Here is a 15,038-nt window from a genome sequence, read left to right on the forward strand (position 1 = left end):
GTCGTCGGTTAGCCGCCGGTGCAGAGCGTTCGTAACAAAGTAGTTACAAATCCCTCTCGGCTGTATGACAGGACCGAGCAGTTCGGCGGGAGTCACCCGCCGAGCGTTTCTCGGAGTCGCCGGTGGCTCGTTCGTCCTCGGACGAACCGGAGTCGCTTCGGCGCAGTCCCCCTCGTCGCCGGACGGTCGCTGGTCGATGTTCGGCGGCGATACTCGGAATTCGTCCGCGACCGCCCAACCGGGTCCGACCGGCGACCTCTCGTTGAGGTGGACGCTCGAAACCGGCGGGGAGGTCTGGTCCTCGCCCGCCGTCGCCGACGGGACCGTCTTCGTCGGAAGCGACGACGGCCGTGCCTACGCCGTCGACGCCACGACCGGCGACGAATTGTGGCGCTTCGATACCGGGAAGAGCGTGGGATACGGCTCGCCCGCCGTCGCAGACGGGACGGTGTTCGTCCCGAGTCAGAACGGGGGAAGCGTCGTCGCGCTCGACGCGGAGACCGGCGACGAGAGGTGGCGCTACTCCATCGGCCCGATGCACACCGACTACTACGTTCACGGGCCGACCGTGGCGGACGGGACAGTCTACGTCGGCAACTCCGGCGGTAGCGTGAACGGCATCGACGCCGAGACGGGCGAAGAGCGGTGGCTGGCGCGCTGGGTGCCGAGAGGCGTCCGGTCGACGCCCGCCGTCGTGGGCGACACCGTCTACGCCGCGAGCATCAACGGCCGGGAGATTCTGGCACTCGACGCGGCTACCGGGGAGCGGCGTTGGGTCGAACGCGCCGGGGAGCCGCAAGACGCTCGCTACGGCGGGACCTCGTCGCCGGCGGTCGCCGGAGACGCGGTCTACGTCGGCCGAGGCGACGGGCAGGTCGTCGCGCTCTCCGCGGCAGACGGGTCGGTCAGGTGGCGAACCGACACCGACGGTCCCGTGGATTCGTCGCCAGCGGTCGCCGACGGGACCGTCTACGTCGGCAGCTACGACGAAAACGTGTACGCGCTGGACGCCACGGACGGGACGATACGGTGGACCTACCGGACCGGGGGCGAGGTTCTCTCGTCGCCGGCCGTCGCCGACGGGGTGGTCTACGTCGGCAGCGGAGACGGCGTTCTCTACGCGCTCGACGCCGGGTCCGGCGAGGAGGTCGGCCGAATCGCCGTCGGAACGTGGATTCGCTCGTCGCCGGCGGTCGTCGATGGGACGGTCTACGTCGGGTCGGACGACGGGTGCGTCTACGCGATAGCCGAGACCGACAACCGTTCGCCCGACGCTCGGTTCGACCACTCGCCCGACGTTCCGAACGTGGCCGAGCCAATCGTGTTCGACGGGTCGCGGTCGAACGACCCCGACGGGGCGGTCGAGGAGTACGCGTGGAACTTCGGCTCCGGGCCGCCGGACGAATCGGGTCAGCGGGTCACTCACAGCTACGGTGAGACCGGCGAGTACGAGGTGGACCTGACAGTGACAGACGACGACGGCGCGACCGACACCGTGACTCGGACGATTCGAATACAGGAGATGACCGAAGCCATCGAGAACTTCCGAGTGAGGACCGTCGGTGGTCGGAGGGTCGTCGTCTCGTTCGAATCGGACCGCATCTTGAAACACTGCCGGGTGGACTTCGAGACCGAGGAGGAGGGCATCGTCGAGATGGTGATGGGGAACTTCTCTGACGGGGAGGCGACCGCCGACAGCCGATTCCGGGTCTCGGGTCGGAGCTACACCTCGGTCCCGATTACCCTCCCGAGCGACGGGACGTACGAGGTGACGCTGGTCGGTGCCGACGCCGCCGACGGCGACAGCATCGCGGCGCGACAGTCCCGAGAGGTAGTGGTCCCCGACTCCGGCGACGAAGACGCCAAGACGACCACTGCCCCCGGCGATAGCGAAACGCAAACGACTGCGGAGTCCACCACGACAGAGGGAACTCCGACGACTACCGACGAGGAGGCGACGACGACAAACGGGAGGACCAATACCACCGAGGAGGCGATGTCATCAGAGACGACCGAACGGACCGATAAGTCGGGAAGTTCGACCGGCGGAGGCGAGACCGGCGGCACTGGTGGAAACACCGGCGGCACCGGGAGAGCCACCGACGAAACGACGACCGCAGAGACCACGACCTCTGAAACCGCGACCACGACGACGGAGACGCCCACAGAGACCGCGACCAGCGAAACGACTACGGACCGGCCGACGACCAGCGAAAGCACGACCACCGGCACGGCCCGCGACGAAACGAAGACCACCGAAACGGCTGCTGACGGCCGAGCGGGAGCGACGACGAACTCCCCCCGAACAGGAGGGCAATCGACGGACGCGACGACACCCGGCGCGGAGAAACCGACCGGCGAGTCGGGACTGTCCGGTGGCGCGTTCACTCGACTCGGCGCGGAACACGTCGTTGGCGGCCTCGCCGTCCTCGGCGGAGTCGGGAAGGCCGCGACGAGTCTCCTGACTGGCGGCGACGAGTAGTCCGTCTCGACGGGTCGCTCAGTCCAGGAGTTCCACCAAGTCCGCGACGTCGCGGTCCTCCAACTCCGTCACCGCCTCGATTATCTGCTCGCGCTTCGCCTCGTCGTATCGCTCTCCCGCTGTCTCGTGGAACTTCCGGCGTATCTGTTCCCACGACATCGGGTCGTTGGGGTGGCCCTCGAACTGGTCTTTCTCGACGAGGTAGGTCGTGCCGTCCGCCATCTCGACCGCCACGACCGCGGGCATCTCGCCGTTCTCGAACCGGGTCGTGAGTTCGGGGTCCTCCGAGACCTCCACCTTTCGGAGGAGTTCCTGCACGTCGTCGCGGCGGATGCGCTCGGGGTCGTACTGGTCGTTGGTCATCTCGCGGTCCACGAGCGCGGCAGCGAGCATGTACGGCAGCGAGTGGTCGGCCTCCGCTTTCGTCTCGACCTCGTAGCGACTCCCCTCGCCGCCGCCGATGATGAGTTTCGCTCCGGCGAAGGTGTCGAGGCGTATCTTCTCGACGTCCTCGTGGTCGATGTCCTCGCGCTCGGCGAGTTCGACAACGCCCTCGACCGCCGACTGGGCGTACGTCTCGGCGACGTACTTCTTCGTCATCACGTCGTGGACGCGCTCGGCGGGCGTGAACTCGGCCTCGAACTCGCCGGAGACCGTCTGCTTCCACCCCTTCTGGCCCTCGAAGAGGTTCTTGGGGCCGCCCATCCCGTTCTTGGCGAGGAACGCGGCGTAGACCGCGTTTCGGGCGGCGTTGGCCGACGCGATGCCCTTCCACTCGGAGATACCCTCGGTTCGGGTCACGCGGAGCGCGTTGTGTGCGGTGCCAGCGATGCCGATGGCCGAGCGCAACTGTTCGCGGTCCAGTCCGAGTATCTTGCCCGCCCCGGTAGCAGCGGAAATCACGGTGTGGGTGACGTGGTCCCACCCGCGTTCGCGGACCGGCGCGTTCCACGCCAGCGCGGCCTGCACTTCGTACGCCACCCCGATAGCGGTAATCAGGTCCTCGCCCGACGCGTCGGCGTACTCCCCGCAGGCCACGATACCGGCGATGTTGTCGCTCGGATGGGGCGTCTCGCCCGGCGCGAGAAACGAGTCCATGTAGTCGAGGTAGCGCACGAGAGCGGTGTTGTACATCGTCGCGTCCGGCGGCGACGCGGTCGTGGCGTCCGGGGTGGAGTCGCCCCCTGACGAACCGCCGCCCCAGAGCGAACAGCCCTCGCCGCCGAACTCGGCGACGGTGTCGCCGACGACGCCGACCGGTTCCTCCTCCATCGCGGCGACCGCGATGCCGATGGAGTCGAGGACGCGCTTCTGGAGTTCGTCTACGGTGTCGTCGCTCAGGTCCTCGAAGTCGAGACCGAGCGCGAAGTCGGCGATGGCGTCAGTCGTTGTCATAGGCGAGGGTGCGTCGCACCCCGGCAAAAAACGGACCGTGCGTTCAGTCGAACCTATCGGTAGTAAGGTCGGATTACGCGTGGCTGATAGTTCGGTCGGCGGCAGGGCGTGGTACCGAAATCGGTGCTTCGTGCCGGAACTGGTGCGTCAGTGTGATGGCGATGCGTCGGGCCGAAAGCGGTGCGTCTGGCCGACGGCGATGCGTCAGCGTCGCCGGGCCACGAACGCACCGCCCGCGAGCAGGGCGACGAGTCCGGCCAGCGCCGACACCGGCCCGAACCCGGGCGCGGGAGCGCTCGCCTCGACCGTCGTCTCCTCGGTCGTCGTAGTCGTGTCGCCCTCGGCCGCGGGCGTCTCGGTCTCCGCGTCCGTCGCACCACCGGTCTCGGTCGTGGTCTCGTCGCCGCCTTCGCCGGCGGCCTCCGTCGTCTCCTCACCGACCGGAGTCGTCTCTTCCTCGGCCGCGGTGGTGGTCGTCGTAGTGGCCTGTGCCTCGGCCGCACCGCCGCTGACGACGACGCCGGTCGCGTTGGACTCGGGGTCGTTCGTCGAGACAGTGAAGTTGGTACCCGGCGGCACGTCCGAGAAGTCGAACGTCGCCTCCCACGTTCCGTCCTCGGAGATAGTCACGGTCTGGCGCTTGAGGAACGGGTTCTGGTCGGTGTTGGCGACCTCGACGGTCAGTTCCGTGCCCGGCGCGGCGGTGCTGGTGCCCGAGATGGTCGCACCGCTCGCCGAGGGAACTTCGATGGGCCGGTCGAACGAGATGTCGCGCTCGACGACCGTGAAGTTCGCCACGAGCGAGGTCTGGTTCCCGGCCGAGACGTAGGGGTTCGCCGCCGAAATCGTGAAGTTCGCTCGGTAGGTCCTGTTGGGTTCCAGCGTGTTCGAGTCAACGAGCAGGAAGAACTGGTTGCCCGACTCGTCCACGATGAGTCTGGCCTCGTCGAGCGGGACCTCCTGAGCCGGTTGGTTTATCTCACTGACGCGGGTCAGGTTCATCGATAGCCCCGTCGTCTCGTTGTTGAGGTCCGAGATGTTCTGGACGTAACTGTACAGGCCGGACGCCTGCACCCGCACGATGGCCCAGTCCTGATTCGCCACGGTCTGGTTCTGCGTGGCGACCTCGGTCAGTTGGGCCACGGACCGGACGTTCGCGCGGTCGGGCGCGGTCCAGACCTGAATGCCCTGCGTCGAGCGTTCGGTCAGCCGTATCGACCCCACGTCGCTCCGCGTCGCTCCGACGAACACCTCGACCGGGTACGTCGCGGCGTCAAGTCGGCCGGGAATCGGGTCGGTCACCATCTGGAAGTCGGTCAACTCGTCCTCGCCGACGACCGAGACCCCGGTCCCGTTGGGCGCGATACCGGCCCGGAAGGTGTCGAGAGCCACGGTCGCGGTGCCGTCGCCGTTCGCGTCGACGACCGTGAACCGCGAGAGGTAGCCGACCTGCCGAGAGCCTATCGTCACCGTCGCTCGGTCGGTCCCGTCGAACGTGACGTTGAACCGGGCCACGTCACCGCGCTGTTCGGTGACGGTCCGGTTCGACAGGGACGCGGTTCCGTCGGCGGGTTCGACCACGGTTATCGCGGTTTCGACGCGCGCCGTTCCGTCGGCGGTTACCAACGTGATGTTGTACGTCCCGGGTTCGACGCCGGTGAAGTTGGCGTCGAGCACGGCCTCATTGCTTATGTTACGAGTGACGACCGCGCTGCCGTCACGGACCTCGACAGACTGGAACACGTCCGCCAACTGGGACGCGCTCAGTTGCTCCGAGAGGAGAGTGAGACCGTATCCCGCTCGGTTCGACTGGATTCGGAGGTCGGTCTGTGACTCGGGACTGTCGTCGTTCTGGACCACCGTGTCGCCGAAGGTCGCGTTGAGCGACTGCTGGGCGATTTCGAAACTCGCCTCGCCGACGCTGCCCACGCCCACGACGTTGCCGTCCCGGATGACGACCGGTTGCCCGTTCTCGTCGACGACGACGTACCGGCCGTCGAGGTTGCTCGTGGCGAACACCGCCGTCCCGTTACCCCCGAGCAACACTTCAGTGGCGAGTCCGCCGACCTGCCCGTTCTGGACCCGGCGTATCGCCCAGACTTCGCTCGCGTTCCCGTCACCGGCGGTGAACCGCAGGAACTGCCCCTGCCAGAACACCTCGCCCGAGTCGGCCGGCACCTCGTCCAGACCCGGGTCTTGGGCCTGAGACGTACTCTCCGTACTGGTCATCGCCGCTCCGGTCACGCCCGCCGTCGCCGCGCTGACGACGAGCAGTGCTATCAGTAATACACTCGTACGTGTTCGTGTCATGAGTTCCCCATCTCCCCCCCGCAGACTCGACCGTCGTGCGGGTCTCGTGGGGAATTCGGCGAAATCCGATAAGTATCTTGTGACGGTAGGGTCGGCTTTGGGTCCGAACAAAGACTGCCTAGCCCGGCGAACTCCCGACAATCGAACCGGGTCGCGGTACGCCTCCTCCCCCGGAGACGCCGAACTGTCGTCGTCTCGAAATGCGCCGAAGCGTCCACCTGCCGAGGAGGGACGAGGTAGTGTGAAGACCCCGGGATTTCAGGCTGTGATGTGCTGTTAGGGCCTAATTGGCTCGGCAGTATCGACTGTCCGACGACGCGACACGGTTGCTATCGCAGCGTTGCGGCGGTTGCAGTCCAGTACGTACAACTGCGGGTTAAGCAGTAACTAACGGCGTCGAAAACCGTCGACACTACACCAGAGTCCACGCCGGCGGCGAACTCCAAGACATTTTATATATCGTTGCTTCGAACCCGGTGACGTGACACGTTTCGATACGCTCTCGCGGGGGTGCGGAGTCGCCGCACCGCTCGTCACGCTCGGTGCGATTCTGGTCGCCACGCTCGTCTCGCCGTCGTTCTCTTGGGCGTCGAGCGCGCTCTCGGACCTCGGACGGCCCGGCGCACCGACCGCGGCGATTTTCAACGGCGGGTTGGTCCTCGGGGCGCTACTGGCGCTCCCCTTCGTCGCGCGAGTCGGTCTCGGTGCCCGACGGCACCTGACTCGGGCCGGAGTCGCGGCGTTCGGTCTCGCGGCCGTCTCGATGGGTCTCGTCGGCGTGTTCCCCGACGGCCACGCCAACCACTTCCCGGCGGCCATCTCGCTGTATCTCTTCGTGACCTACGGCCTGTTCCTCTACAGGTCGGGGCGAGTCCGCGACGGGGCGACGAACACGGGACTCGCGGCTATCTGGCTCGGAGTCGCCCACCTCACGTCGTGGGTCGTGTGGGCCGCGGGCCTGCGAATCGGACCGGGACTCGCGGTCCCGGAGACGGTCGGGGCCGCGATTTTCGTCGCGTGGATAGGTCTCGCGTGGGGTCTCACCGAGGAGTGAACTCGCCCGAAGCTACAACCTGTTGGCGGACGTACTTCGTCCGTCATGGACCGCACTAATCCCGCGACCGGGGAGTCGCTCGAACCGATACCCGACGACTCCGAGGCGGAGGTAGACGCCGCCCTCGATACCGCCACGGAGACCTTCGCGGCGTGGAAGGACGTTCCCATCACGAAGCGCCAGCAGTTGCTCGCGAACGCCGGAGACGTCCTCCGCGAGAACGAGCAGGAGTACGCCGAACTGATGACGAAGGAGATGGGGAAACCGGTCTCGGCGGCCGTCTCGGAGGTCGAGAAGTGCGCGTGGGTCTGCGACTACTACGCCGAGAACGCGGCCGAACACCTCCAGACCGAGCGCCGACCCGGCCCCGCCCACGCCGAGACCTCCGTGTCCTACGAACCGCTCGGTCCGATTCTGGCGGTCATGCCGTGGAACTTCCCGTTCTGGCAGGTGTTCCGCTTCGCGGCCCCGCACCTCACCGCGGGCAACGTCGGCCTGCTGAAACACGCCTCGAACGTCCCGGGGTGCGCGCAGGCGATTCAGGAAGTCTTCGAGGAGGCGGGCTACCCGGAGGGCGTCTTCCAGTCGCTCGTCGTCCACTCCGACGAGGCCGAACGAGTCATCGAGGACGACCGCGTGCAGGCGGTCACGCTCACGGGGAGCGCCCGCGCTGGGCGTGCTGTGGCCAAGACCGCGGGCGAGAACCTGAAGAAGAGCGTCCTCGAACTCGGCGGGTCGGACCCCTTCGTCGTGCTGGACGACGCGGACCTCGACGCTGCGGCGGAGACCGGGGCACAGGCCCGAACCCTCAACGCGGGACAGTCCTGTATCGCCGCCAAGCGGTTCGTCGTCCACACCGACGTCTACGACGAGTTCCTCGACAGGTTCGTCTCGGCGATGGACGACGTGACCGTGGGCGACCCGACCGACGAGGACACCGACATCGGTCCGCAGGCCCGCGAGGACCTGCTGGAGGGCGTCCACGAGCAGGTCCAGCAGACGGTCGAGGAGGGTGCGACCCTCGAACTCGGGGGCGAACCGCTCGACAGAGACGGGTTCTACTACCCGCCGACCGTGCTGACCGACGTGCCCCGCGACTCGGTGGCGGCCACCGAGGAGGTGTTCGGTCCCGCCGCGGCCGTCTTCGAAGTCGAAGACGAACAGGAGGCCGTCGAAGTCGCCAACGACCACCACCTCGGACTCGGCGCGTCGATATGGACGCGGGACTTGGATAGGGGGGAGGACGTCGCCCACCGCATCGACGCCGGGATGACCTTCGTCAACGAACTCGTGAAGTCCGACCCCAGAGTCCCCTTCGGCGGCGTGAAGGACTCGGGCTACGGTCGCGAGTTGGCCGTCCACGGCATCGAGGAGTTCGTGAACAAGAAGACGGTGTGGGTGCAGGACGCCGACGGGAACGAGGAAGACGTGGACGTGACGATAGAGTAGCGGACTACTCCCGTCGCCGACTCCGTATCTCGGCCAGCGGGAGACCGAGCAGGCCGACGACCAGCGCCCCGCCGAATCCGAGCGTGAGGGTGTCCGAGAGGCCCGACCCGCCGGACCCCGAAGGTGCGCCCGCCCCGCCGGTAGCGCCGGGTTCGCTCGAACCGTTCGCACTGGACCCGCCGCCCGACGAGGAGGACCCGCTGACCTCCACGTCTCCGACGACGACAGCGCCCTTCATGCCCATGGCTTTGTGGGGCACGCAGGCGTACTTGACGACGCCTTTCGAGTCGAACGTCTGGCTGAAGGTGTGACCCTGTTTATCGGTCATCTTGCTCTCGAACGACCCGTCCTCAGCCACCACGTTGTGGCTGCCGCCGTTGCCGGTCCACTTCCAGACGACCTTCGTGCCGGGGTCCACCCGGACGGCGGCCGGGCCGAACGCGAAGGAACCGTCGTTCCCTTTCGCGCCCACCTCGACCGTCACTTCGGATTTCCCGGTCTCGTCCACCACGCCGTCGTAGTTCGACACGTTCTCGAACCACCCGTCGAAGGACGACTGGGCCGCCGCGGGCGCGCTCGCGCCGACACCCGCGGCCGTCACGCCCGCGACGCCCGCCGCGCCCTTCAGGAACGTTCGTCGGTCCACTGCGCCATTCGAGCGGGAAGTATCGGAGTTCATCGTAATTGGAGGTTGCGCGGAGAGGACGATATAAACCCCCTCTGGTTCCCAAGGAGTGAAAACGGGACTACGAGTCCGCGGCCGGGACGACGGTCACGTTCGAGAACTCGAACCGAGCGCCACCCTCGTCGCTCTCGGTCAGGGTACGCTCCCAGCCGTAAATCTCGGCCAGTTGCGTGATGAACGTCAGTCCGAGACCGATTCCGACGTCGTCGGTCGTGTACCCGGCCTCGAACACTCGCTCCCTGTCGGCCTCCGGGATTCCGTCCCCGTCGTCCTCGACGTAGAACCCGTCCTCCAGAGCGCCGATTCGAATCGTCACGCCGTCGTCCGCCGCCGAATCGTCCTCCGAACCGTGTTCCACTGCATTTTGGAGCAAGTTCTGGAGCAGGTGTCGGAGGTGGTGGCGTTCGACCTCGACCTGAACGTCAGTCTCCACGTCGAGTCTGCCGCCCTCGGAGGCGACGTCCGCCCACGCCTCGTTCGCGGTCTCGCGCAGAGAGACGAGTTCCGGGTCGATGGACGCCTCGACCCCGCGGGTCATCACCAACAGGATATCTATCATGTCCTCCATCCGGTCGAGTGCATCGGCGACCCGTTCGAGCGCCGTCTCGTCCTCGTCCCCGTCCGTCGGGAGGTAAATCTGGGCGATGGAGAGGGGGTTGCGGAGTTCGTGGGCGAGCATGCTCGCGAACGATTCGAGGCGCTCGTTCTGCCGTTCGAGTCGCTGTTCCCGGCGTTTCCGGTCGGAGACGTCCCTCACGTATACCGACAGTCCGCTCTCGGAGGGGTACGCGTGATACTCGAACCACGCGTCGAGCGCCGCGACGTACTCCTCGTGGGAGACGTTGTTCTGGGTCTCGACCGCCCGGTGGAACGCGTCGTAGGCTTCCGTCTCCCGAATCTCGGGGAGGACCTCCCAGACGGTGCCGTCGAACAGGGCCGACCGGTCCGCGCCGAGCAGTCGTTCGGCCTGTTCGTTGACGTACGTGAACCGCCACTCCGCATCGAGCGCGAAGAACCCGTCGTCGATGCGCTCGAACACCTCGTCGAGTTCCGCCTGTAATTGGTCGCGCTGGCGTTCGATGGTCCGTTCGCGGTCGGCCCTGTCGAGAGCGGCCTCGGTGTTCGCCGCCAGTATCTTGGCGAGGTCGAACTTCGCCTCGGGTATCTCCTCGGTCGCGGTCGAACCCGCCGTGAGGACGCCGTGTTCGCCCAGCGGGAGAATCATCTCGGTTCGCACCGGCGTGTCGGCGTTGTAAACGTCGTCGCGCTCGGGGAGCGCGTCGTAGCGTTCGGGCGTCTGGGACCCGTAGACGCGCCACGCGAGTCCTTCACCCTCCGCGAAACTCGGAACGCCGTCGAACAGTTCCTCGGCCTCGGCCGTCGTCTCGGCGGGGCGAAGCACCCGCTCGTCGGCGTCGAGGAGGTGGACGCCGCAGACGTGCAGGTCGAGGATGTCGCGCACCGTCGAGACCGCGACGTCGCAGATATCGGTCTTGGTCTCCGCGGCCATGAGGTCGCGGGTGACCGCCCGAAGTCCTGCCAGCGTCTCCTCGTACTGCTTCCGGTCGGTGATGTCCCGGAACACCGCCTGATTTATCGTCCGGCCGTCTATCTCCGCGATGCTGGCGCTTATCTCGACCGGTACCTCCGTGCCGTCGTCGCGGACGACGTAGTAGTCCTCGTACTCCCGAATCACGCCGCCCGATTCGACGTGTGCTTCGAAAAGTCGTCGGTAGCGGTCGGTCTCCTCAGGCGGGTGGAGGGCCGTCTGGTGCATCCCCACGATGTCCTCGCGGCGCTTGCCGAGGAGTTGCTCGGCGGCGTCGTTCGTGTCGATAATCGTCCCGGTCTCCGCGTCCACGAGGAAGACCGCGTCGGGTGCCGTCTCGACCAGTTTGCGGTACTTCTCCCGCGACGCTTCGAGTTGGGTCTCCCGGCGTTTCCGGTCGGTCACGTCCCGACCGATACCGGCGATGCCGAGCGGGTCGCCCTCGTCGTCCCGCAGTAGCGCGCCGGTGAACTCGTAGGCGATTTCGCGACCGTCTCTGGTCCGGAGGTCGGCCTCGACCCGCGCCGAACCGCTGTCGTAGATGCGTTCGATGGCGTCGGTGATGCGCTCGGCCCCGTCGTCCGAGAACAGTTCGGTCGGGGCCAGACCGTCGAGTTCGTCGTCGCCGTACCCCGTCACCGCGTTCGCCTCGTCGTTCCAGCGTACTATCCGACCGTCGAGACCGAGCGTGAAGAAGATATCCGGGAGCGCGTTGAGCGCGCCCTCGGTGAACTCCTTCTCGCGCTTGAGTTGGTCTTCCGCTCGCTTTCGGACCATCAGTTCGCCGAGTTCCGTCGCGACCGTGGTGACGATATCGACGAGTCGGTCGTCGGTCGGTTTGGCTTCGGGCATGTAGAACGCGAGGACGGCGACGATGTCGTCACCGTCGAGGACGGGCACGCCGAGCGCCGCCTTCAACCCGACGTCCTCGGCCTCGTTGGTTCGGGGGAACACGTCGGGAGTGAGTGCGGCCACGTTCGCCATCCAGACGGGGTCGCTGCGCTCCCAGACGCGACCCGGGAGACCCTCTCCCGCGGCGAACGAGGTCCGTTTCGAGACTCGCTTGAACGGTTCGTAGGCGGCCGAGACGGCGTAGGCCGCGTCGGTTCGTTCGAGGTGGGTCCGGTCCTTCGAGGGGACCCACGCCTCGCCGTACGCCCACTCCGTCGCGTCGCACACCTCCGCAATCGTCGCTTCGAGACCGTCGAGGAACGTATCGGCCGCCGCGACCGAGCGAGTCGTCGCGTGGAGGAGGCGGCGCTCGTCCTCGGCGCGCTTGCGCTCGGTCACGTCGCGGACGATGGCGGAGTACAACCGCCGACCGTCGTAGGTCACCTCCCGGAACGAGAGCGCCAGCGGGACCTCGTGGCCCTCGCGGTGACGCCCGGGCAGTTCGACGTAGTCCCAGTCGATGGTCCGCTCGCCGGTCCCCTGATAGCGTCGGAAGGCGTCGATGTGGGACTGGCGGAGGTGTTCGGGGACGAGCATCGTCAGCGGTTCGCCGACGAGTTCCCCGGGCGCGTACCCGAACACCGATTCGACCGCGGGATTTGCGAAGACGATTCTGTTGGCGGCGTCGATGGTGAGAACCGCGTCCGGTGCCTGATTGACCAGCGCGTCGAAGTAGGCGGTCGTCCGGTTCGCCGTCCGATTCGCTCGGTAGCGGTCGACGGCGTTCTCGACGCGCCGGGCGAGTTGACGAGGTCGATACGACTCCCCGTCCCAGCGGACGAAATCTGTGTTCTCGTACGCAAGCACCGCCGACGCTACGTCGGGGTCGTCGGTTTCGCTCACGATGACGAAGGGGACGTCCGGCGAAACGTCTCGGACACCGTCGAGTAGCGTGAGAACGTCCATGTCGGCGAGCGGAGTCGCACAGACGATGCACGACACCGTCCCCCCTTCGAGGTGGTCGAGTACCGCGGTCGCGGTCGTCACCGTGCTTACTTCGAACGTCGTCTGTTCCCGGAGGGCCGCAATCGCTCGCACGGCGGCGTGACTGCCGTCACCGACGTAGAGAACCTGTGACTGCGGCGTGAGACTGCGCGAGTAGCCCGGGGACTGCACGGTTCAACAGTGGACTACGCACCGTAATGAGTCCGTTGTCTCGGCCCGGAACGCTTCCCGGTCTCCGTCGCCCGCCCCGTCGGCTGGTCGAACGTTCGCTACCCTAACACGACCTCAACGAGCGACATCTCGTCGCTCGGAATCGCCGCCGCGAGCGCGTCCGCTAACTCCTGCCAGTCGTCCGGGCGGTACGCCTCGATGCCGAAGCTCTCGGCGAACGTCTGGAAGTCCGGATTCCCCAGTTCCGTGCCGAAGTGTTCCCCGCGGTGTTCGACCTGCTCCTCGGTGATGAGTCGGTACTCGTCGTCGCGGAAGAGCAGAATCGTGTACCCGCACCCGACTCGGTTCGCGGTCTCGATTTCGGCGGCGTTCATCAGGAACCCGCCGTCGCCCGTCGCGGCGACGACGTTCGAATCGACCGCGAGGTCCGCCGCGAGACCGCCCGGCACCGAGATGCCCATCGACGCGAGACCGTTCGAGACGATACAGGTGTTGGGTTCGTAGGTGACGAAGTTCTGCGCGATGGCCATCTTGTGGCTCCCCACGTCCGAGAGCAGCACGTCCTCGGCGTCCATCGCGTCGCGGAGGACCGGCAGGACCGTCTCGACGGTGAAGGGGTCGCCCGCCTCGTGGTCCGGGGTCACGTCAGCGACGATGTGGTCGCGCAGGTCGTCGTACCAGTCGGTCTCGAAGTCCGCGTCGATTTCCTCGCAACAGGCGCTCAGTTCGCGAATCGCGGCAGCGATGTCCGAAACCACCTCCACGTCCGGGTTGTAGTGTTCGTACACCTCCGCGGGTTCGCTGTCCACGTGGACGATGGTGGTATCGACGCTCGGGTTCCAGTCCGCCGGGTCGTGCTCGGCGATGTCGTACCCCACGGTTAGCACGAGGTCGGCCGAGGCGATGGCGTCGGACGCCTCCTCGTGGTCGCCGGAGTCGAGCGTGAGCAGGGAGTGGTCGTCGTCGTCGGAGACCGCCCCTTTCCCCATGTAGGTCGCCGCCACGGGCAGGTCGTAGTCGCGGACGAACTTGCGCAACTCCTCGCTGGCGTCGTCCGGACCGCGCCGTTGCCCGCGATGACGATTGGGCGCTCGGCGTCGGCCAGCAAGTCCCGCACTCTGTCGAGAGACGGCGCGTCGGGTTCCGGTCGCCGCACGCGACTCCGCTCGGCCATCGGCCGGACCTCGCAGTCCTCGTACGCGACGTCCTCGGGGAGTTCGAGGTGGGTCGCGCCGGGTTTCTCGTACTCGGCGGTCTTGAACGCCTTCCGGACGGATTCGTGGACGATTCCGGGGTCGGAAATCTGGGCGTTCCACTTGGTCACGGGCGCGAACATGTCCACCACGTCGAGGGTCTGGTGGCTCTCGACGTGGAGGCTCTCCAGTCCGCCCTGCCCGGTAATCGCCACCAGCGGGGCCTTGTCGAGGTTGGCGTCGGCGACGCCGGTCAGGAGGTTGGTCGCGCCCGGCCCCAGCGTCGAGAGGCAGACCCCCGCGTCGCCGGTCAGTCGCCCCCACACGTCGGCCATGAAGGCTGCGCCCTGTTCGTGACGCACCGGGACGAAGGTGATGTCCGAATCTCGGAGGGCGAACAACGTCGCCTCGTTCTCCTCGCCCGGGAGGCCGAACACGTACTCGACTCCTTCCGCTTCGAGTCCGGCCACGAGAACCTCTGCGGTGTTCATGAGTCCGGCGTACGACGTGGGTCCCCATAGGTTCGGTTGCCGAGTTCGCGACTACCGACTGTTACATCTGTGCGAACGAGTTTCACCCCACCCAAATATTTATCAATAATACCGGATAACTATGCCGACAGTCGAATGAAGCTCTCTCTCCTTCGCCGCTGACCGGACGAACGTCCGCGGCCGAGTCGTCACGCGGGATTCGGTAGCCCACGCGTCACCGAGTTCGTAATCGCCGCCATCGACTCCGCAGGGCGCCGTCCGGTCCGTCCGTGATGCAGTCGCTACGAGGCCGTACGGTCTCGATTGGAGCGAACGCCGGGCCGAACGTGCGGGTCGTCTCGCCTCGCGCGTCGTACCGAGCGC

At 66.8% G+C, this 15,038-nt stretch carries 7 protein-coding genes and 1 pseudogene; 3 read left to right on the forward strand and 5 right to left on the reverse strand.

All coding sequences use genetic code 11. The annotated features are described in order from the left end of the window. The first annotated feature begins 64 nt into the window (after positions 1 to 64). Positions 65 to 2,482, forward strand: coding sequence for a PQQ-binding-like beta-propeller repeat protein (locus tag FXF75_RS15925; RefSeq protein WP_163522841.1), 2,418 nt, complete (start codon positions 65 to 67; stop codon positions 2,480 to 2,482). A gap of 18 nt (positions 2,483 to 2,500) precedes the next feature. On the opposite strand, the gene FXF75_RS15930 is transcribed toward FXF75_RS15925, so the two are convergent. Together FXF75_RS15930 and FXF75_RS15935 are read right to left on the reverse strand one after the other, a co-directional pair. Next, positions 2,501 to 3,877, reverse strand: a complete 1,377-nt coding sequence (locus FXF75_RS15930; protein ID WP_163522842.1) for an MmgE/PrpD family protein — start codon at positions 3,875 to 3,877, stop codon at positions 2,501 to 2,503. 204 nt (positions 3,878 to 4,081) lie between these two features. Continuing rightward, on the reverse strand, positions 4,082 to 6,187 hold the full coding sequence (locus tag FXF75_RS15935) for a BGTF surface domain-containing protein (protein WP_163522843.1): 2,106 nt from the start codon (positions 6,185 to 6,187) through the stop codon (positions 4,082 to 4,084). 481 nt (positions 6,188 to 6,668) lie between these two features. Between FXF75_RS15935 and FXF75_RS15940 the strand changes: the two genes are divergently transcribed. Both FXF75_RS15940 and FXF75_RS15945 read left to right on the forward strand, forming a co-directional pair. After that, positions 6,669 to 7,241, forward strand: a complete 573-nt coding sequence (locus tag FXF75_RS15940) for a DUF998 domain-containing protein (RefSeq protein WP_163522844.1) — start codon at positions 6,669 to 6,671, stop codon at positions 7,239 to 7,241. A 45-nt stretch (positions 7,242 to 7,286) separates the two neighbouring features. Then, positions 7,287 to 8,690, forward strand: coding sequence for an NAD-dependent succinate-semialdehyde dehydrogenase (locus FXF75_RS15945; protein WP_163522845.1), 1,404 nt, complete (start codon positions 7,287 to 7,289; stop codon positions 8,688 to 8,690). 4 nt (positions 8,691 to 8,694) lie between these two features. On the opposite strand, the gene FXF75_RS15950 is transcribed toward FXF75_RS15945, so the two are convergent. From FXF75_RS15950 to FXF75_RS15960, 3 genes and pseudogenes are all read right to left on the reverse strand, one after another. Next, positions 8,695 to 9,369: a halocyanin domain-containing protein gene (locus tag FXF75_RS15950; RefSeq protein WP_163522846.1), complete on the reverse strand. Its 675-nt coding sequence runs from the start codon at positions 9,367 to 9,369 to the stop codon at positions 8,695 to 8,697. A gap of 67 nt (positions 9,370 to 9,436) precedes the next feature. Beyond that, positions 9,437 to 12,991 (reverse strand): PAS domain S-box protein, encoded by a 3,555-nt coding sequence (locus FXF75_RS15955; protein WP_163522847.1) that lies wholly within the window; start codon positions 12,989 to 12,991, stop codon positions 9,437 to 9,439. A gap of 98 nt (positions 12,992 to 13,089) precedes the next feature. Then, positions 13,090 to 14,675: pseudogene (locus FXF75_RS15960) on the reverse strand (acetolactate synthase large subunit). Between the last annotated feature and the right edge of the window lie 363 nt (positions 14,676 to 15,038).

The organism is Halorussus sp. MSC15.2, assembly GCF_010747475.1.
Taxonomy (GTDB): domain Archaea; phylum Halobacteriota; class Halobacteria; order Halobacteriales; family Haladaptataceae; genus Halorussus.